Genomic DNA, 19,305 nt, shown 5'->3' with positions numbered 1-19,305 from the left:
GCATCATTCGCCGCGCCGTCGCCGAGGCGGCGCAGGCGAGATGCGGATGGCGTCCTTCGCCAGACTTACCAATGCACCGGCCAGGGTCTGTTTTAGCGTGCCGCGCTCGGCTGTACCACCATCTGTGATCCCCGCAAGAGTCCGGTCCAGCCGTTCCAGCAGCGCTTCGGCCTTGCCGAGTTCCACGGGGCCCTCGGTTCCAACCCGGTCAATGGCACGCATCAGCAGCCGCAGCCTGATTTCGGCTGGGAGTGCGGCAAAGGCGCGCGGGTCGAACATCTCCCCCTCACCGCCCCGGCGCTTTGACGACCGGCCGGCCGCCAGCAGCGCGAGGTACCGTTCCGCGCCGTCGGCCATCAGCTCGATGGCAGCATTGGCCCGCTGAGCCCGGTTGGCCAGCGTGGCGAGAGTGCGCGCGTCGCCCCCCTCCGCGGCCAGCGTCGGCATCAGCGCCCGCAGCCTTGGCCGGGTGAAGGCCGGGTCTCGATTGGTCGGATCATCCGCGAACGCAACGCCGGCGGAGCGCAGCGTGGCGATGAGCCTCGCCTTCGACACCGACAGCAGCGGACGCGCGAGCAGCAGGCCATCGCGCCGGCTGACGGGCGCCATCGCCGCCAGGCCGGCAATGCCGCTGCCGCGCAGCAGCCGCATCAGCACGGTCTCGGCCTGGTCGTCTCGGGTGTGGGCGGTCACGACATGACGCGCCCCGGCCTGCTCGGCCGCGCGCGCCAGAAGCCGGTACCTCGCGATGCGAGCCGCTTCGGGAATTCCGGCTGCCGGCTTCTCGCCGCTCCAGCGCAGGGTCCGGTGCGTCACGCCGAGCTGGCGCGCCAGCCGTTTGACCATCTGCGCTTCGCGCGGGGACTCCGGCCGCAAACCGTGATCGACGGTGACGGCGAGAAGACGCGGCCCCCCCGCGCGCGTTGCGCGCCAGCGCGCCGCCAGCCACATCAGCGCCATGGAATCCGGTCCGCCGGAAACGGCCAATGTGAGCGCGCCGCTGTCGGCAAACGGCGCGAACAGGCGCTCCGCTTCGGCCGCGGAGATCGGCAGATCGTCTTCGGACTGTCCAGTCGACATCGCGCGCGAGACTAGATCATGATGCGTTTCCACGGAAACGCATCATGATCGTTCCTCCTAGTCTGAGCATGATCTTTTGGGAAAGCCAGTTTCCACTTTTCAAGATCATGCTCTAACGGCCTCACCGATCCGGCGCGAGGCCCTGCACGCCCGGAACGATCAGCACTTCACCCGCTTCTGCTCACGATCGACTGTCGCCTTCACGCCGGCCGATGCGCGCGGATATTTGCGCGAGATCTCGCCGAAGGCGGCACAGGCAGCTTCCTTTTCCTTCAAGGCCGCCAGCGACTGGCCGAGGCGAAGCAGCGCGTCCGGCGCCTTCGACGATTTGTCGTGCTTCGTCGTCACCGCCAGAAAGACCTCGGCGGCATCGCGATATTGCTGCCGTTGGTAGAAGCTTTCGCCGAGCCAGTATTTGGCATCGCCGATCATCGGATCGTTCGGATATTTCTGCGTGAAGTTCCGCATCGTCTGCTCGGCGAGCGCATAATCGCGGCGCTGCATGTAGCCGATGCCGAGATCATATTCGTCACGCGGGGTCTGTGTCGGCGGGGCCGTATCGAGCCCACCCGGCGCGGCAGCCGCGGGTGGCGCCTGGTCGTAACGCCCAGTGCGGGGACTGGCGGCGTCGCCTCCGGCCCGGCCGGTCGGCTGACCGCCCGCCTGAACCGGCAATTGCCCGCCGCCAAGCGCTTGCGGGGCGCCCGGCGCACTGGGGTTTTGGCTCGGGTCGAACGCATCGCCGCGCCGCCGGACGCCGGCTCCCGGCGCCGGCTGGTCCTGCGCGATCGGCGCGGGCGCAGCTTGCGGCTGCGCATAATTGGGCTGCGGTTGCGGATAGGCCTGTTGCGGCGGCTGCGGCTGGCCATAAGCGGGCTGGGAGGGCTGGCCGTAAGCTGGCGCGATCTGGGTCGGAGCCGCCGCACTCGGCTGTACCGCCGGCGCCGTCGGCTGCGCGCCGCTCTGCAGCTGACGCACGCGCTCTTCCAGCTGGCGGTTGCGATATTGCAGTTCCTCGTTCTGACCGGTGAGCTGCCGGAGCTGATTTTCCAGCCGCTGAATCCGGATCTCCGGATCATCGTCGACCTGGGCGAAAGCTGGCGACGACAATGCCTGGAACGATACAATCACGAGCGCTGCGATGGCCGCAGCGGCGCTCCTTGGAAGAAACATGAACGACATGCTGTCCTGACGACGGAATCCGGGAGACGGTGGAAATAGCCCGAAGGGCGAGGCTGTACGTCAGAATTGAAATAGCGACAAATGACGATCAAGCGAAGACGAAAAGATGAAGCCGGCGTCGATGACCGACGCCGGCTTCATGAACGAGCTATCCGTTCAGCTTTATGAACTGGCGTTCAGCACCGTGACCGCACGGCGGTTCTGCGACCAGCAGGAAATGTCGTTACAAACCGCGACCGGCCGCTCCTTGCCATAGGAGATCGTGCGCATGCGACCCTGGTCGATGCCGCGTGAGGCCAGGAAGTTGCGAACTGATTGCGCACGCCGGGCGCCCAGCGCGATGTTGTACTCGCGCGTGCCACGCTCGTCGGCATGGCCCTCGATCGTGAAACTGTAACGCGGATAGGTCTGCAGCCACTGCGCCTGCTTCTCCAAGGTCGCGATCGCCTGGGGCGTCAGATCGGTCTGGTCGCTTTCGAAGAAGACGCGGTCGCCCACGTTCACGACGAAGTCCTGCTGGCTGCCCGGCGTTGCAGCGCTGGCCATCGCGCCATCGGCCCCGGTGAGATTCTTGTTGGCACACGCGCCCATCGACAGCGCGACCGCGAGCACGGCGGCCAACTTCAATCCCTGGAGGATACGCATCTGATATTTCATTCCCGGAGCCTCCACGCTCACGTTCTAGACTGCCATCCGGTCTACAGGGCGATGGTTAAGCGAACGTTCCGTCAACCTTGATGGGGTCTTGCCGAACCCGGTCAAATGCTAACGAAACCCGAAAAAGCGACCGCGATGGTTAATGGGTTGTAAATGTGGCGCCAGGGTGAAGGCAAGCGGGGACGCGCCCGCATCGGGGCGCTTTTTCGCTGATATCCGATAACATCTCCGAACAATCCGGTCCCGCCGGCAACCTCTGAGATCAGCGGGGTCGAGATCAACCGGCTTTGGCGACCGCCTGAATCCTGAACGAATCAGTGAATGCGTCGGGCGTCGCGCGATCGAACAGCATGCGCCGTTCGAACACGGTCGAGTGCAGGAACGGATAGCGCGCCAGAACCCTGTCACGCACGCTCGGCAGATGCGACGCCATCAGTCCGACCGGCTTCACGAGGCCCGGGAACAAGCGCGGCGGGCCCCACGTCTCATGCAGGAAGACGCGATGATAGAAGGCCTGGTGCTCGGGACGCACCATGGCGAGGCCGTAGTCGGCATCGAAATGCACGCCGGCCATCGACCCGAGGCGCACCGTCACGTAAGGCAGAGCCGTCCAGGACCTCGCTTTGTCGGGGTCCGCCACGAACCGCGTCGAGTCGACGAAGACCAGCCCCTCATCCAGCTTGGGATGGAGAACATCGCCGAACACGTCGACCGAGGGCGACTTGCGCCAGGCCGGCGTGGCGATGTGGATGCGGATCGAGCTGCACAATTGCCCGTCCACATAGACCCCGAAGATCCAGCAGTTCGGCAGATCGTCGTAATGATCGAAGACGCGCTCGTCTGGAGCGGGTGAGACGGCCCCTTCCCGCAGATAGGCCCTGTAACGCAGACGATAGATCTCGTCCTTCTCCTCCGCCGTCCGCGCCAGCCGATAATCGACACGGTCGAGCAGGTCCAAACCTCGCATGCTCGCTGCGCTATTCGCGTCCGCAGCCCCCATTACCAACCCCACTTCACACAACTTTTACGAGCTATCTCAACCTTAACAGCTCGTTAAAATCGGCGCAAAACATTCGCTGGTAGAGGGTTAACGCAACATCGAATCCGCTGTGCCGATCATGGTTTATTGGGAAAAGCGGCCCCGGACAGCGTTCGCTTTGAGCATCTGCCCAGCAAATCAGCGAGAAATCGCGCCTCATACGAAATACCGCCCCATGCCCCACCACCACGTGCAGTTGTGCCATCTTGGCACGGGTCCGCGTCAATGGGGGCGGCGGTCAGGCGATCGAACGGATTCCATTAAGGGGCGTCATCGCCTCGTCGGTCATTCGCCGGCCATGCGAGGCGTTCAGGAGCTGGCGGATGCGCACGGCAGGCACGGGGCGGCTGAACAGATAGCCTTGCGCCTCGGTCACGGTGCCATCGGCACTGACCAGCTCGAGCTGCTCGTTGGTCTCGATACCCTCGACCACGACCGACATGCCGAGGTCGGCAGACAGCCGGGCGACACCACGCAGCAAGGTCAACGGGCGGTCGGTATCGATGCCCTCGAGGAAGGAACGATCGATCTTCACCTTCTCGAGCGGAAAATTGTGCAGATAGCTGAGGCTCGAATAGCCGGTGCCGAAATCATCCAGCGAGATCCGGACGCCGAGCATGTGCAGTTGCGACAGCACATCATGGGTCAGTTGAGTGTTGCGCAACAGCGAGGATTCGGTGATCTCGATCTCGAGGCGATGCGGCGGGAGACCGGAGACTTCGAGGGCGTAGCGGACCTCGCTCAAGACGTCGCGCTGATGGAACTGCTGCGGGGAGAAGTTGACGGCGACGCTGACGGCGTCCGGCCACTTCATGCATTCGAGGCAGGCCTTGCGCAGGATCCACCGGCCGAGATCCACGATCAGGCCCATGTCTTCCGCGACGGGAATGATGTCGACCGGAGACACGGTGCCGCGCACCGGATGGTTCCAGCGCAGCAGCGCCTCGCAGGTCGAGATCTTGCCGGATTTCAGATTGACCAGCGGCTGATAGAACAGCTCGAATTCCTCGTTGGCCAGCGCCTTGCGCAGGTCGAGCTCGAGGATGCGGCGCGCCTCGACGGTCTGGGCAAGCTCGTCGCGAAAGAAGCAGAACGTGCCGCGTCCTTCGGCCTTGGCGCGATACAGCGCCATGTCGGCGTTCTTCAGCAGCGTATCGGCGCTGATCCCCGGCGCGGTCATGGCGATGCCGACGCTGGCGCCGATCTCGACCAGATGATTGTCGATCTTGTAGCGCTCGCTCAGCTGGTCGACGATGCGCCGCGCCAGCACCGCGGCGTCGTCATTGGAGCGGATGTTGCGCTGGAAGACGACGAACTCATCGCCGCCGAAGCGGGCGACAAAGTCCTCCGGCCGCAGCATGTCACGCAGCCGCTCGGACACGGCGCAGAGCAGCTGGTCGCCGCAGGGGTGGCCGAGCGTGTCGTTGACCTGTTTGAAGCGGTCGAGGTCGACGAACAGCAGCGCCGAGAGCTCACCCTGGCGTGGCGGGATTCTCAGAAGCCGCTCGATTTCGTCGCGGAAGCTGACGCGGTTGGGCAGCGTCGTGAGCTCGTCATAGCGGGCGAGATGCGAGATCCGCGCTTCCGCATGGCGGCGCTCCGTGATGTCTTCAAGCAGCACCACGGCGCCGCCATCCGCCATCGGCTGGAACGTCCAGGACAGCGACCGGTCACGCATGATGTCCGGATCGCTGGTGATGATATTGTGGGTTTTGGTGTTCTCGATCTCGGACAGGATCAGCCTGCCGCTGGCGGCCGAAATCGATCCGGAGAGCACGCAGGCATTGATGATGTCGGCCGCGGTGCCACCGGACTGCAGGATGTCCTCCGGCAGGCTCATCATCTCGCCGAACCGGTGATTCATGACAGCAAGACGCCCGTCCGGGCGGAACATGCAGAGGCCATGCGGCATGTTGTTCAGCGCAGTATCGAACTGGTTGGCCAGCGCCGCCTCGCGGTCGCGGGCGGTCAGCGCATCGACGAAGATCTTCTGCAGGTTCTTGGTGATCTCGCGCAGCGCAAACAGGAATCCGGCGGCGACGAACGACAGGCCGATATAATAGATCGTGCCGTGGAGGATCAGTGCGATCGACGTGATGCCGAAGGACAATGCGATCTGGAGATGGTAGATCCAGGGCCGTCCGAAGGTCCGGCCGACACCGCCCGCGATGTAGCCGACGGTGACGACGATCGAGATCATGTGGACGACAGTATCGGTCGTCGCGAGCAGGCCGACAGCGCACCACAGGCCGAGCGCAGCCGCGTAGAGAATGGCGCCGAACTGATAGCGCATCTCCCACTTCTGAGCCAAAGCGGGCGTTGAATGAAGCCGGCCGACGCGATAGCAGTACATGTCGAACGTGCGCCATCCGCCGCTGAGGACGAGCAGCCCGACGCAGCACCAGAGCGATGTCAGCCCTGTCTTGGTCGCGGTGAGCGCAGCGGCCATCGCGACGAGGGCCGCACCCGCGCCCAGCGACTGCGGATTCTGGAATAGCGAATCTACCAGGGCAGCATTGATTGACGACTGCAATCGCTGGTCGATTTCATCGCTCTGCTTGATGACCTGCATTCGTGGCACGCGTCCTGTTCGGTGCGTACTATTACCGTTTGCAGGTGAAGCCTTTCTGAGCGAACATCGTTAGCGAACCCTTGCCGCAGCCGCGAAGAGCCTGAATTCGCGTGGGAATTCAGCAAACTAGGCAAACCTTACCCGGGTCCTGCAACGATTGGTTCTATTTTCTCCCAGAACACGCGAAGCGCGACTCCTCGGATCCGATATACCAGGACGTGAGCAGGTCGCAATGACCAGCAGAATTTACGACAGAAGCGGCGACCATGCCGGGTCCGACGCGTAGCCGGGGCTCGGCACCTTCTGCTCGAAACGGCCTGAGACGTCGATCGTGTAGAGCGACGGGCCGGCAGTGCCGCCGGGATCGCGGAAGAACATCAGCACGCGGCCATTCGGCGAGAAGGTCGGCCCCTCATTGTGGAAGCCTGACGTGAGGATGCGCTCGCCCGAGCCGTCGGTCTTCATGATGCCGATCGCAAACTGGCCGCCGCCCTGCTTGGTGAAGGCGATATAGTCGCCGCGCGGCGACCACACCGGCGTCGAATAGCTGCCCTCGCCGAACGAGATGCGCTGCGCGCCGCCGCCATTGGCCGGCATCACATAGATCTGCGGCTTGCCGCCGCGATCGCTTTCGAAACAGATCTGATTGCCGTCCGGCGAGTAGCATGGCGAGGTGTCGATCGCTGGCGTGTCGGTGAGCCGCGTGGTCGTGCGCGAGCGCAGATCCATCACAAACAGATTGGAGTTGCCGCCCTGCTGCAGGCTCAGGATGATGCGCTGACCGTCGGGCGAGAAGCGCGGCGAGAACGACATGCCCGGGAAATTGCCGACGATCTCGCGCTGGCCGGTCTCGATATTCAACAGATAGACCTTCGGGTCACCCTGCCCGAACTCCATGTAGGTGATTTCCTGGCTCGACGGCGAGAAGCGCGGCGTCAGCACCAGATCGGCACCGCGGGTCAGATAGCGCACATTGGCGCCGTCCTGATCCATCAGCGCCAGCCGCTTGACGCGGCGATCCGACGGGCCGCTCTCGTCGACGAATACGACGCGGCTGTCGAAATAGCCCTTCTCGCCGGTCATCTGCGAATAGATCTGATCGGAGATGATGTGGGCGATGCGCCGCCAATATTCGGGGGCCGTCACATATTGCTGGCCGGTGAGCTGCTGGCCCGAATTCGGGTCCCACAGCCGGAACTCGGCCTTGAGTCGTCCATCTGGCTGTCGCGTCGCGCGGCCGGTCACGAGCCCCTGCAGAGAGAGCGGCCTCCAGCTGGCGAATTGCGGCGGGGCCTCGAAATTGGCGATGCGCTCGGGAAACGCAGCCGGATCGACGGGCGCAAACAATCCGCTGCGCTTGAGATTGTTGGTGATCACCTGCGCGATGCCGTTGCCGACATCGGCATCGCCGGCGCCGCCCGGCACGAAGGGCGGAATCGCGATCGGAATGGGCGCAAATTCGCCCGGCTGGATCGGTACCCGTTTTTGCGCCCAAGCAGAACGCATCGGACCCACCCCGGCCGCCCCCAACGCGACCGCCCCCGCGATCAGCTGGCGCCGGGTCGGCGAAACGAGTGCGCGGCGCAGTCCGGATGGATTATGCATATCGTGAATTTGCTTCATGAGGGCAACCATAGACCTCGTTATGTCCGCCGTGCGTCGTCGTTGAACACTGGCTGGAAATAGCTCCAATCGTCGTAGAGCTTGGGCGGCAGATTATAGGGCTGGCACGCAATGATCGCGCGCTGGGCACTGTCGCGATAGGCCCGCAGAAACGGCGTATCGGCGGCTCCGACAGGAACGGGCGGGCCGTCCAGAGTGCCGTCACGTCGCAGCCTGACATTGAAGGCGACGACGGGATTGGCATCGACCCCCGAATAAGGCGGCTTCCAGCATCGATTGACCTGCTGCTGGAACAACGCCACCCAGCTCGCCGAATTGTCCGCCGCGGCGCCGCGCACCGAGCCCAGCGCGGCATTCGCATTCAGCTCCGTCCCCGTCACCGCCTGCCTCGTCGGGTCCTTCTGATTGATCAGGCTCGCCATCTTCTCGGCGTCGAACTTGCGTTCGCTCTTGTGCTTCGGCGGTTCCGGCGTCGCCGCGGCCGCCTGCTGCGGCTTCGGCGGCTGCTTGGGCTTGTCCTTGTTCAGCACGCTCGCGATCTGATCCGGGTTGAACGGGTCCGGCTTCTTCTCCTCCGGCTTGGGTTTCTCGGCCGGCGCTGGTTTCGGCGGCTCGGGCTTCTTCTCAGCCACCGGCTTCGGCGTGTCCGGCTGCTTCTCGACCGGCTTCGGCGGATCGGGCTTCTTCTCGAGCGGCTTCTCGGGCTTGGGCTGCGGCGTCGGCGCGGCGTCGGTCTCGGTGACCGGCTTGGGATCGACCTTGCCGACGATGTCCTCGGTCGGCTTCTTCTCGCCGATCTTGTCGGCGAGGAGTTTTGCGGCCTCCTTCTTGCCGGTCAGCGCACCGGCCTTGGCCTTGGAGGTGTTGTCCTCCGAGATCACATCGACTGGAACCAGATCCTCCGGCGGCGCCACCATCGAGCGCGCGGAGAAGCTGAACAGACCCCAGCCCAGCACGAGCACATGCAAGGTCACGGACAGCACCGTGCCCTTGCGCGCGCGAACGAACCGGGTGAGGTCTGAGACCGTCATGAGCCCTGTTCCGGCAGCACGACGATGCTGGCCCGATAGCCGGCGTCGCGCGCCAGCCCCAGCACCTTCATCATATCGGAATAGCAGGCGTCGCGATCACCGCGGATCTTGACGACATTGTCGCCGCCACCGGCGCCGGCGTCCTTCATCGCCTTGATCTTCGGTCCGAGTTCGTTGATCCCGATCTGCGTCTCGCCGAGATAGACATCGACCTTGGAGGCGCAGCCGCCGCCGGTCTTCTTGACGGTCACCTCGAGCGGCGGCTTGGCGTCCGCGGTCGAAGCCGAGCCGCCTTGCGCCTGCGGCAGATCAACTTGAATATTCACGGTGAGCAGCGGGGCGGCGACCATGAAGATGATCAGCAGCACCAGCATGACGTCGACCATCGGCGTGACGTTGATCTCCGCCATCACCGGTGCCTTGCGCCGCCCGCGACGGCCACCGCCGCCGGACGCGCTTCCCATGCTCATGCCCATCGTCTGGTACTCACCATCCGGACGCCACTATACCTGCCCTCATCCCCGCTCGTCGATCTGACGGGACAGGATGGCGGAAAATTCATCTGCGAAGCCTTCCAGCCGCTGCGCCTGCCGGTTCACCTCAGAGGTGAACTTGTTGTAGAAAATCGTTGCCGGAATGGCCGCGATCAGGCCGATCGCCGTGGCAAACAGCGCTTCCGCGATGCCCGGCGCCACGACAGCGAGCGAGGTATTCTTCGACGCCGCGATCGACTGGAAGCTCGACATGATGCCCCAGACGGTGCCGAACAGGCCGACGAACGGGCCCGCGGAACCGACGGTGGCGAGCACCAGAAGCCGGCGTTCCAGCCGTTCCACCTCGCGCGCGATCGACACGTTCATCACCTTCTCGATGCGCATCTGCAGCCCGGCGAATGAGCGTGCATGACCTTCGAAGGAGCGCTTCCATTCGCGCATCGCCGCGACGAAGCACGCTGCCATCGATTGCGTCGGCTTGGCGGAGAGCGCCCGATACAGTTCCTCGATCGACTCGCCGGACCAGAAGGCCTGCTCGAACCGGTCCATCGAGCGGCGCGTGCGCGAATACAGAAACAGCTTGTCGATCGCGATCGCCCAGACCCAGACCGAGCATGTGATGAGACCGAGCATGACGCCCTTCACCACCCAATGCGCCTGCCAGAACAGCGCGATCAGGGAGACGTCGCCGGAAACGACCGGAAGGGCAGCCGGAGCCACGTCAGCCGGATTCATTGGCAATATCCTCTCAAACATCCCGGCGGTCCGGGACCCATGCAGCCGCCGTTGCACGGCGGACGCCGTCGCGGCGGAAGCGCCTGCGCGAGAAAGCCCGATCCTGATCGCTTTAAGAGGCCCGCCGAAGCCATCAGCGGCCTGCTTCCTCTGCCAACGTGTCAAAACAAGGGCTCTCGGCGCGCGTAAGCGCCCCTTAACCAAACCCCCATCGGGGTTAAGGCGGGGTTACCGCGGAGAATTGCGGAGGTCAAAGGCCCAGCCCAGCCAGCCAGATAGAGCCTTTGTGATCGGACCCCGGCCAATCGGGGCGCGGCCGGCCAGCGGCGACCTGCCGCAGGGAACGGTATCGGGAGACGCAAAAACGCCCGCCTGCGGGAACCGCGGCGGGCGTCTTGAGCCGATCTTGGGTCAGGGCTGGGGCTGAAGGCCCTGCGGATCAGCCGATCAGGTCTGCGGCGGCTGGTCGTTCGGCGGGGTCGGACGCGGCTTGTGCTGGGCCATGAAGGCGTCGAACTCCTCCTTGTCCTTGGCGTGGCGCAGCCGCGTCAGGAAGTCGCGGAACTCCTGCTGCTCCTCTTCCAGCCGGCGCAGCGTCTCCATGCGATATTCATCGAAGGCACGGTTGCCGCTCGAGGCCGGCTGCGAAAAGCCGAAGCCGAACCCGCGGCGCTCCATCTTGTCGCGCATGCGGTCCATCTTCCACTGCATCCGCTCCATTTTGTTCTGCCAGCGGTCACCGCCGTTCCAGCACGCCATCTTTCTGCTCCCGAGTGTAAAAAAGAGAAGGGCTAGTCCGATCGGCCACCAGATGATGAAGCCGAGCACGGTCACGGCGATCCAGCCGGGATGCCAGGGCGACTCCAGCATATGGGGCCGGTACCTCTGCTCCTCCTCCGAACCGCGCCATCGATTGACATCTGCGGTGTAGGCCATCTCCCTCTCCATTCGCGGCGCCATGCCGTGTGAATGTAAATAACATTTACATAGCTAGCTCAACCCGGGATTTTGTCAAGGCGGCCGCCTGACGCGGCGCTCGAATTAATTTCAGGCGGACCTTTGAACCTTATTTGGGCCGGCCCCACGGCCCGGCCGGCTTGTCGTCGTCCGGCAACGGCGGCGGCTCGGCCGCGGAGGCCGACCGGCGGTCGGTGGTGAAGCCGAGCCCACGCAGATAGATCAGCACCTCGGCTTCCAGCAGCTCTTCCGGCGACATCGGCAGCTTGCGGCGGGCCGCGTCACCGCGCGCAAACAGCGAGGCGATGCCATGCGACATCGACCAGATGTGCAGCGCCATCATCAGCGCCGGCGGCCGCGGCACATTTGGCGGCGCCAGCGCCGCAAGCCGCTCGGCGGCAGCGCGAATGACGCCGAATGCACGCTCGCCGGCCGCCAGCAGCCCGGCCGTCGAGTCCGCCGCGACGCCGGATTCGAACATCGCCGAGTAGAACGCGGGTTCGGTCCGGGCGAAGGCGAGATAGGCCTTGCCGACACGCTCGAACGCGGTGACCGTATCCGGCCGGCCATCGTCCCAGGCCGCCGCGAGCTGGGCTTCGAACTGCTCGAAGCCGCGCTGGGCGATGCTCGACAGCAGCTCGTCGCGGTCGCGGAAATGACGGTATGGCGCGGCCGGGCTGACGCCGGCCATGCGGGCGGCATCGGCGAAGGTGAAGCCGGCAGCGCCCTTTTGCGCAATCAGGTCAAGCGCCGCCTGCAGCAGCGCCTCCTTGAGGTTGCCGTGATGATAGCCGCGCTCGGCGCGGCGCTCTTCCTTGCGCCAGCTCATGTGAAGGGCTTTTACATGAACCGGGTCGGAGGAAGCCAGCAGCTTTTGGGCAAAGCCAACAGCGGACGGGCGGGACGCGAATGCGACCTTCCGTTAAGTCCCCCCGCAACAGGTGCCACCCTCCCCTGGAGGGGGAGGGTCGATCGACCGCGAAGCGGGCGAGCGGGGTGCGGTGAAGCCCAGCAATCGGTCAGCAAGGAACCCATCTCGGAAGCGCGACGCCCCCCTGCCACTGGGCGCCGCCGACGAGGACAGTCTGTCACTCCACCCCGGCTTCCATTCGCTGCGCTCATGGCAGCCGACCCTCCCCCTCCAGGGGAGGGTGAGCGCATATGATGATCCTAGCTTGAGTTCGGCTCCCTCCACACAGTCATGGCCGGGCTCCGTCCCGGCCATCCACGTCGTTCGGCATCCTGGGAAAGACGTGGATGCCCGGGACGGAGCCCGGGCATGACGATGTGGAGACAGCCTGACGAAAAACTCAGATGGGTGATATGCGATGGCCCTGCCCTTCAGAGAAGGGTGGCACCGGGGGCGCGGCGAGATCCGCGTGCTCCGGCACAAACGCAGGACAGCGCAGCAAGCACGATATTCAGCTCAGCCGAGAGGCTCTCAGCTCCCGCCCGGGATCGGCAGCACCGGCATGATCTCGACGCGCTCGCCGGGAAAGATCGTAAAGTGCGGATGGTTCACGAACATCTTCGCCGCATCCTCGTGCGAGGCAGCCCTCACCACCGTGAATGCGCCCATCTCGTTGGCGATGTCGTTGACGCCGCCCTTGTCGACCCGCTTGGTCTTGCCGAGCGGCCCGCCCATCGCGACAACAGCGTCTTTGTATTTGTCGGCCCAGGCGTGCCAGGCGGCCATGCCTTGCTGGCCCTTCGCATTGCGCTCCGACTCGGACATCGCCTCCCAGGCCTGCCAGGCAGGGCTGGTCCGGCTGCCGAGAAACACGGCGAGATAGGTGTTGCTGTTGTCGCTCATCGCACTTTCCTCCTGTTGTGAAAATGATGATCAAGCACGGCCAGCATGCGGCAACTCGGCAAAGCCGGCCGCCGCCTGCCGCACCTCGTCGGAGAAGTCCGTCATCTCCTGGACCTTGCGGATCTCGATGATCTCGTTGTCGGATGCCGGGCATTGTTTCGCCCAGGCGATCGCCTCCTCGCGCGAGGCGACCTCGATCATCCAGAACCCGCCGAGCACCTCCTTGGCCTCGGCAAACGGACCGTCGGTGACCATAGGCTGGCCACCTGCGAACGAGACCCGCGCGCCCATCGACGGCGGATGCAGGCCTTCCAGCGTGATCAGCACGCCGGCCTCCTTCAAAGCCTCATTGTAGCGCATCATCGCGGCGACCCGCTCGGGATCGAGCTGCACATCCGGCGGCGCGCTCTCCTAGCCGAGCGGAATCATCAGCATCATGAATCGCATCGCGTCCCTCCTCTCTTGGTCCAGTCTGCTTGGCTCAGCTGTTGGCGGCCTGCGCACGCAGGCGCTCGACCCGTTCGCGCAGCTCCGGCGTGAACGTCTCGCCGAAATCCTCGTCCGCATAGACCTGCCGAATCTCGATCTCGCCGCTCGGGAACGGCGCGCGCGTCATGTGCGCGATCATCTCGTCGAGCGAGCCGGCCTTGAGCATCCAGAAGCCGGCCGTGAGATCGCCGGTGAAATCGAACGGGCCGCGCGCGACGCGAGGCTTGCCATCCGAGAACGCGATGCGCGCGCCCCTGGCGGTCGGGTGCAGACCCTCGCCAGCCTCCATCAGGCCGGCCTTGACCAGTTCCTCGTTGAACCGGCCCATCGCGGCGAATTCCTCAGTGGTCGGCAGGACCCCGGCTTCCGTGTCCCTCGTCGCCTTCACGATCACCATGAACCGCATGGTCACTCTCCCTGAAGCTGCGGCAGGATTGTCCTGCCCTTCTCAGAAAGACGATCGGCTCCCGTGACCTCCGACACGGCTCTGCAATTAATTTCGCGCGGAGGTCGGCGCAGGCTCGCTCGGGAACATGTGGAAATAAGGCTCCGCCTCGGCGAGGACGCGCGCAACGGATCGCCGCGCCTTCAGCCGGTCGAGATAGGCAGGTACCGTCTTCAGCGCGTCACCGAAGGGTTCCACTTTCTCGGCGTAGAACAACGCCGGCAGGGCCGCGCAATCCGCCAGCGTGAAGCTCTCCCCCATCGCCCACCCCGCGGAGGGAAGCTCGGTTTCGAGCATCGCGTAGGATGTGCGCAGCCGTGCCCGCGCATCGGCGACGCCAAGCGGATCGCGCGCATCGCTCGGCCGCAGCCGGTCAAATACGATGGTCTGCGTCGGCATGTGCAGATAGAGATCGAGAAACCGATCGCGCAGCCTCGTTCGCAGCGCGAGGTCCGGGTCGCCGGGAATGAAGCGCGTCGCTCCGGCAAAGTGCCGATCGAGATATTCGATGATGATGCTCGACTCCGGGATCGTGCGCTGGCTTTGCTCGTCGCGCAGCACCGGGAATTTGCCGATCGGCCACAGCTTCAGAAACGCCGCGCGATCGTCGGCGTCGCCCAGATTGATCAGCCTTGGCGTGAACGAAATGTGGTTCTCATACAGCGCGATCAGAACCTTCCAGCAGAACGACGACAGCGGATGATAGTAGAGGGTGAGGGACATCGGTGCTCCTGACTGGTCAAGGAAGGCGACGTTTGGCTGAGCTCCCGCTCGCGCGACGCCGACAGCGCCTACGCCTCCCGCGCAGGCACATAGCGCACGATCACGACGCCGCTGGACAGCGGGCGGCTGTCGATCAACCGGAGCTTCATCGCCTGACCCGGCTTAAACAGCGGCGCTCCACCGCCGAGCACGCGCGGATTGATCGCGATGCGATACTCATCGATCACATCGTGCGCCATGAGCGTGGCGGCGAAATCCGCGCTGCCGAACAGGAACAGGTCCTTGGCGCTCGCCTTCTTGAGCCTGTCGACCTCGGCCGCGGGCTGATCGCCCAGCAGATGCGCATTCGACCATGCGAGAACGGACAGCTTGCGCGAGGCGACATATTTCGGAATGGCGTTCATGAAGTCGGCGATCACGCTGGTCTGCGACGGCCAATAGCCCGCCATCAGATCGTAGGTCACCCGCCCGAACAGCAATCCTCCGGCCTCGTTCAACTGCGCCTCGGAAAGCTGCTCGAGCTCCGGGCCCCAGACGTCCTCGTGCCAGGAAATGTCGCCCTCCGCGCCCGCGACCATGCCGTCGAGCGTCATCATGTTCCACATCACCAGCCTGGCCACGGACTCACCTCCCAAACTGCTTTCATTTTGCAAGCAGTTTGAGAATGCCGAGACCGATGCAATATTGCAAGCAGTTTTATTGGCGACCGCACCCAGAGATTTCCATGTCAGACCTTCAGCGCTCCGGCTGCCCGATCAACCTCACGCTCGAGGTCATCGGCGACAAATGGAGTCTCTTGATCATCCGTGACATGATGTTCGGAAATCGCCGCCACTATCGCGAGCTGCTCGGCGGATCCGAGGAGGGCATCTCCTCCAACATCCTGGCCGATCGGCTCAAGACCCTGCTCGCCGCCGGCATCATCAGCCGCGATGACGATCCGAGCCACAAGCAGAAGGGCATCTATTCCCTGACCGAGCAGGGCATCGAGCTGCTGCCGATCCTCGCGCAGATGGCAGGCTGGGGTTACAAATATCTGCCGGTGTCAGAGGAACTCGGCATCCGCGCCAAGCTGCTGATGGAGGGCGGCCCCAAAATGTGGGCCGAGTTCATGGACGAGTTGCGCGAGATCCATCTCGGCATCAAGCGACGCAAGAAGGCCGGTCCCAGCGTCGGTGAGCGACTGCAGGCAGCCTATCAAAGGGTGCTTGCCGAGCAGGCCGAGACGCGCCGCAGCTGAGGCTTCGATTGCAGACAGACCCGAGCCGCGCGCCCTGCCCGGCCGCGCGTCAGAACCGCGTATTGTCCGCCCTGTAGCGCGATGATTTGCGTGGCGCGCGTTCCGGCACCTGCTCCAGCTGCGCGATCGGACGACGATAGGTCTCGGCGCGGCGCAGCCAGCCCGCCTCCCAGATGCGGTTGGAGGGGAGATTGCGGACCCGCTGCTGCAGCACGATCTGGACGGCGTCGGAATATTCGGCGAGCACGGCTTTCGGCTCGGTGGTCGTGCCATTCATCTTGAGCAGCACCTGCTTGAGGCCCCAGCCCTGGCGCTGACCGGTTTCCTTGTCGACCGCGGTCTCCGACGGGTTGGTGCCCTCGCCCTTGAAGTTGATGTAGTCGATCAGCGGATAGAGATCCTCCGAGGCGCGCACGACACGGGAATATTGCGCGACGATGTGCTCGCGTTCGGCACTGTCGGGCGTATTCGCGAGGATCTTGTCCATCGCGCCTTGCGCACGCGCCACCAGAAACTGCGTCTGCTCCGCCATCGTATCCAGGAGGAACTGCCGCAATTGTCGCATCTGCGGCGAATTGAAATTCCGCTTGAAGTCGGCCCGGCTCGTCCACGGGCAGGCCGGAATCGGCGTCTTGTCGAGCCATGCCGGCAGCGGCGTCTTGCCCTTGCGGAGAAACGCGACCAGCCCGGGGAAACCTTCCTCATAGGGCGGCTTCGCGGTGACCGGGTACCAGATGAAATGTCCGATCCCGAGCGAGGCAAATTCTTCGCCCGCATTCCAGGACGTGATTGCATCGCGTCGGCCGCCGGCTTCGTTGAGCCAGATCTTGCGGCCGATCTTCTGCGCGACCTCGGCCGGCAGCACCCGCTGCGGGACGGAGAGGTTCTTGGTGTCCTTGGCATCGCGCGCCGCGCTGCGCGCATCGCTCTTCCGTTCGGCTGTTACCGGCTTCCCTACCTCGGTCGACGGCACCACGACCTTCGGACCTGTCGTCTGCACCTCCGCCGGCCGACCAACCGTCTCCGGCTCGGACTTTGATGTCGGGGATTGCGGCGGCACGGCCTGCTCGAGCGGAGCGGGCTTGGCCGCGACCGAATCGTCTGCCCGAGCTCCGCTGCTCGCAGCCAGACCAAGGACCACGCATGACCACAACAGCGCGCCACGCGCGCGCGCAAGACTGCCCGGCTCACGCAACAGCACCTGCTGCTCCGTGCTCCGGGTCACGATGGTGATTCGGTGGCTGAGGAATTGACGGTCCATGTCGATTCTACCGAGACTCTTATACTGTACGCTACCCGCTCAGGATTCGTCCAAACCGTGACCCGACGGCAGATCAGCCCGCGGTGTCGCGATCGCGGTGGCCGGGGAAACCCGGTCCGGGACGCTGCGGGTCGACCTCGCAGCGACTGCGCCACAGCGCTTTTTTCCTGAAGACTTTCAAGTCGCTCATCCGTGTCCAGTCCGCTCCGTAAATTTTTTCTTCTTTCGTCTTTTCAGAAACAATGCTCTTCTCGTCCCGTCCTGGTGCCGATCGAGAGCAACTGTGCTGTTGAGGTAGGCCGGCGATCGGCCGGCCTCAAGGCTGGCGCGAGACGCGCCTCCGCCTTCGGCGGCTGAAGGCCTTGACCCCGTCCGCTCGCCGTCCTGTTGGCTTGGCATGCGCTCGGTCGCGGACCGAGCGCGGCGTGGCGCTCGATCAGCTCACCGCAACGCGTGGCGGCTTGGGATTCCACTTCTCCCCGCGGGCGATCATCGTGTTGAGGATGATGATCAACTTGCGCATGCAGGCGATGAGCGCAACTTTCGGCTCCTTGCCCTTGGCGGTGAGGCGCTCATAGTAGGCCTTGAGCACCGGATTATGCTGGGTTGCTGCGCCGAGGCAGGGAAGAAACAGGCCGTTTCTCACCCAGCGCCGGCCACCCTTGATGTGGCGCTCGCCTCGGCGCTTGCCACTGTCATCGTCGTAAGGAGCGACCCCGATCAGGGCGGCGGCGATCTCGTCGCTCACCTTGCCGAGCTCCGGCGCTCCTGCAATGAGGATCGCGGAGGTCGTTCCGGCAAGCCCTGGAACACTTTCGATGATCTCGGCGCGCTCGGCAAACTCCGGTGTGGCCTTGACCTTGGCCGAGATCGCAGCCTCAAGCTTTGCAATCTGTGCCGCGAGCGTCTTCAACACCTGGGAATGGGCCTTCTGCGCCAATCCCGGCACGACATGTTCGTGCTGGTTCTGTAGACGGGTTTTCAGATCCATCAGGTTCTTGCGTGCTTTCACCAGTCCCGCCAGTTCCTCGCGGGCAGCGTCGTAGGTCTGGCTCGGTGCGTCGTTGAACGTCTCGGCGAACCAGGCGATCATCTCCGCATCGATCGTGTCGTTCTTCGCCAGTCGACCGGCCGATAGGGCAAAGTTGCGAACCCGCTTGGGATCGACGATCCGCACCTCCACGCCTGCCTGGCGCAACACCTTGGCCCATTCGCGCTCATAGCCGCCAGTGGCCTCCATGACGGCCTTGTTCACCTTGTGCTTGCGAAGCAAGGCCAACAGCTGGCGGTGCCCTTGCGGAGTGCTCGGGAACGTCTGCCGTAGTCCGAGACCGCGAATGCAGCCGTCCACCTTGTCCTTGGCCACATCGATGCCGGCGACACCGTTTGCGATCTGTGTCATCATCCACTCCCTTCCTTGCCTTGTATGGGCTCGAGGCCCTTGCAACTGTTCGGGTTGAGGAAGATCACCGGAGCTGTCCCTCGCTCTGAAACAGGCTCTGCCGCGTTTGGGGCGTTACGGGCTCAGATCCTGCGACGGGCGGTTTTGCGAGAACCGCCCGTTCGCACATTCTGACAGACTTTCTGAACACAAGGGACGTTTCGCGATCGTTACGAACGTTGGGAGCGGGACGCGGTGGACGCGTCGATGTTGCAGCGTGGAGCATGATTCGGAACCGGAGGTGATGACGCGCATTGCGCCATAGCTTTCCGACAAGATCATGCTCATATGAAGGACACGTGGACGAACAACGCGGCGCGTACGGCGAAATCGTGTGGTCCTGGCATCCCGATGCTGATGTCGTGTCCGATGCGCGTACGCATTGTGGCAAAAACGGGGGCAATCAAGCCGGTCCCCGGGGAGCGCGTATAAGCCGTAAGCCCATCGCGCGGGGAAGGCCGGGATGTCCCAGCCGAACCTGTGGTTCCTGCCCGTGCATTCTCTTACGCACGGGGCCATGCGG

General features: G+C 64.3%; 19 protein-coding genes. 1 reads left to right on the top strand and 18 read right to left on the bottom strand.

Annotated features, from left to right (window positions below):
- Nucleotides 1–3: 3 nt before the first annotated feature.
- The 16 genes from tilS to ACVIJ6_RS16460 all read right to left on the bottom strand — a co-directional run bounded on the left by tilS (nt 4) and on the right by ACVIJ6_RS16460 (nt 15,448).
- Nucleotides 4–1,080 carry a tRNA lysidine(34) synthetase TilS gene (gene tilS / locus ACVIJ6_RS16535; protein WP_456777005.1) on the bottom strand — a complete coding sequence of 359 codons (1,077 nt, stop codon included), beginning with the start codon at nt 1,078–1,080 and terminating at the stop codon, nt 4–6.
- 159 nt (nt 1,081–1,239) lie between these two features.
- Nucleotides 1,240–2,253 carry a tol-pal system protein YbgF gene (gene ybgF / locus ACVIJ6_RS16530; protein WP_456773532.1) on the bottom strand — a complete coding sequence of 338 codons (1,014 nt, stop codon included), beginning with the start codon at nt 2,251–2,253 and terminating at the stop codon, nt 1,240–1,242.
- 171 nt (nt 2,254–2,424) lie between these two features.
- Nucleotides 2,425–2,919, bottom strand: a complete 495-nt coding sequence (gene pal, locus ACVIJ6_RS16525; RefSeq protein WP_456773531.1) for a peptidoglycan-associated lipoprotein Pal — start codon at nt 2,917–2,919, stop codon at nt 2,425–2,427.
- A gap of 277 nt (nt 2,920–3,196) precedes the next feature.
- The gene (locus ACVIJ6_RS16520; RefSeq protein WP_456773530.1) at nt 3,197–3,886 is read right to left on the bottom strand and encodes an N-acyl amino acid synthase FeeM domain-containing protein; all 690 of its coding nucleotides are present in this window, start codon (nt 3,884–3,886) and stop codon (nt 3,197–3,199) included.
- 310 nt (nt 3,887–4,196) lie between these two features.
- Entirely contained in the window at nt 4,197–6,530 is a 2,334-nt protein-coding gene (locus ACVIJ6_RS16515; RefSeq protein ID WP_456773529.1) for a putative bifunctional diguanylate cyclase/phosphodiesterase, read from the bottom strand.
- A gap of 246 nt (nt 6,531–6,776) precedes the next feature.
- Entirely contained in the window at nt 6,777–8,135 is a 1,359-nt protein-coding gene (gene tolB / locus ACVIJ6_RS16510; protein ID WP_456777004.1) for a Tol-Pal system beta propeller repeat protein TolB, read from the bottom strand.
- A 38-nt stretch (nt 8,136–8,173) separates the two neighbouring features.
- A complete protein-coding gene (locus ACVIJ6_RS16505; RefSeq protein WP_456773528.1) occupies nt 8,174–9,184 on the bottom strand; it encodes a protein TolA in 1,011 nt (336 codons plus the stop codon).
- A complete protein-coding gene (locus tag ACVIJ6_RS16500) occupies nt 9,181–9,660 on the bottom strand; it encodes a biopolymer transporter ExbD (RefSeq protein WP_456773527.1) in 480 nt (159 codons plus the stop codon). Before ACVIJ6_RS16500 ends, ACVIJ6_RS16505 begins: the two co-directional genes overlap by 4 nt.
- 39 nt (nt 9,661–9,699) lie before the next feature.
- Nucleotides 9,700–10,413 carry a protein TolQ gene (gene tolQ, locus ACVIJ6_RS16495; RefSeq protein ID WP_012046705.1) on the bottom strand — a complete coding sequence of 238 codons (714 nt, stop codon included), beginning with the start codon at nt 10,411–10,413 and terminating at the stop codon, nt 9,700–9,702.
- A 447-nt stretch (nt 10,414–10,860) separates the two neighbouring features.
- Complete coding sequence (locus ACVIJ6_RS16490; RefSeq protein ID WP_456773526.1) at nt 10,861–11,349, bottom strand: DUF2852 domain-containing protein; 489 nt, start codon at nt 11,347–11,349, stop codon at nt 10,861–10,863.
- Nucleotides 11,350–11,479: 130 nt separating this feature from the next.
- Entirely contained in the window at nt 11,480–12,199 is a 720-nt protein-coding gene (locus tag ACVIJ6_RS16485; RefSeq protein ID WP_456773525.1) for a TetR/AcrR family transcriptional regulator, read from the bottom strand.
- A 612-nt stretch (nt 12,200–12,811) separates the two neighbouring features.
- Complete coding sequence (locus ACVIJ6_RS16480; protein WP_456773524.1) at nt 12,812–13,183, bottom strand: hypothetical protein; 372 nt, start codon at nt 13,181–13,183, stop codon at nt 12,812–12,814.
- Between the two features lie 30 nt (nt 13,184–13,213).
- Nucleotides 13,214–13,576 carry a YciI family protein gene (locus ACVIJ6_RS16475; protein ID WP_456773523.1) on the bottom strand — a complete coding sequence of 121 codons (363 nt, stop codon included), beginning with the start codon at nt 13,574–13,576 and terminating at the stop codon, nt 13,214–13,216.
- A gap of 88 nt (nt 13,577–13,664) precedes the next feature.
- Nucleotides 13,665–14,078, bottom strand: coding sequence for a YciI family protein (locus ACVIJ6_RS16470; RefSeq protein ID WP_456773522.1), 414 nt, complete (start codon nt 14,076–14,078; stop codon nt 13,665–13,667).
- An 87-nt stretch (nt 14,079–14,165) separates the two neighbouring features.
- Nucleotides 14,166–14,840 carry a glutathione S-transferase family protein gene (locus tag ACVIJ6_RS16465; RefSeq protein ID WP_456773521.1) on the bottom strand — a complete coding sequence of 225 codons (675 nt, stop codon included), beginning with the start codon at nt 14,838–14,840 and terminating at the stop codon, nt 14,166–14,168.
- A 68-nt stretch (nt 14,841–14,908) separates the two neighbouring features.
- Nucleotides 14,909–15,448, bottom strand: a complete 540-nt coding sequence (locus ACVIJ6_RS16460; protein ID WP_456777003.1) for a dihydrofolate reductase family protein — start codon at nt 15,446–15,448, stop codon at nt 14,909–14,911.
- 116 nt (nt 15,449–15,564) lie between these two features.
- Between ACVIJ6_RS16460 and ACVIJ6_RS16455 the strand changes: the two genes are divergently transcribed.
- A complete protein-coding gene (locus ACVIJ6_RS16455) occupies nt 15,565–16,080 on the top strand; it encodes a winged helix-turn-helix transcriptional regulator (RefSeq protein ID WP_456773520.1) in 516 nt (171 codons plus the stop codon).
- Between the two features lie 49 nt (nt 16,081–16,129).
- Here the strand turns inward: ACVIJ6_RS16455 and ACVIJ6_RS16450 are convergent, their stop codons facing one another.
- A complete protein-coding gene (locus ACVIJ6_RS16450; protein ID WP_456773519.1) occupies nt 16,130–17,341 on the bottom strand; it encodes a hypothetical protein in 1,212 nt (403 codons plus the stop codon).
- Nucleotides 17,342–17,777: 436 nt separating this feature from the next.
- A complete protein-coding gene (locus ACVIJ6_RS16445; protein ID WP_456772807.1) occupies nt 17,778–18,743 on the bottom strand; it encodes an IS110 family RNA-guided transposase in 966 nt (321 codons plus the stop codon).
- Nucleotides 18,744–19,305 lie beyond the last annotated feature (562 nt).

This window comes from Bradyrhizobium sp. USDA 4369, from assembly GCF_054056435.1.
The sequence above is the reverse complement of the archived record's forward strand: the minus strand, read 5'-3'. Positions and strand labels throughout refer to the sequence as shown.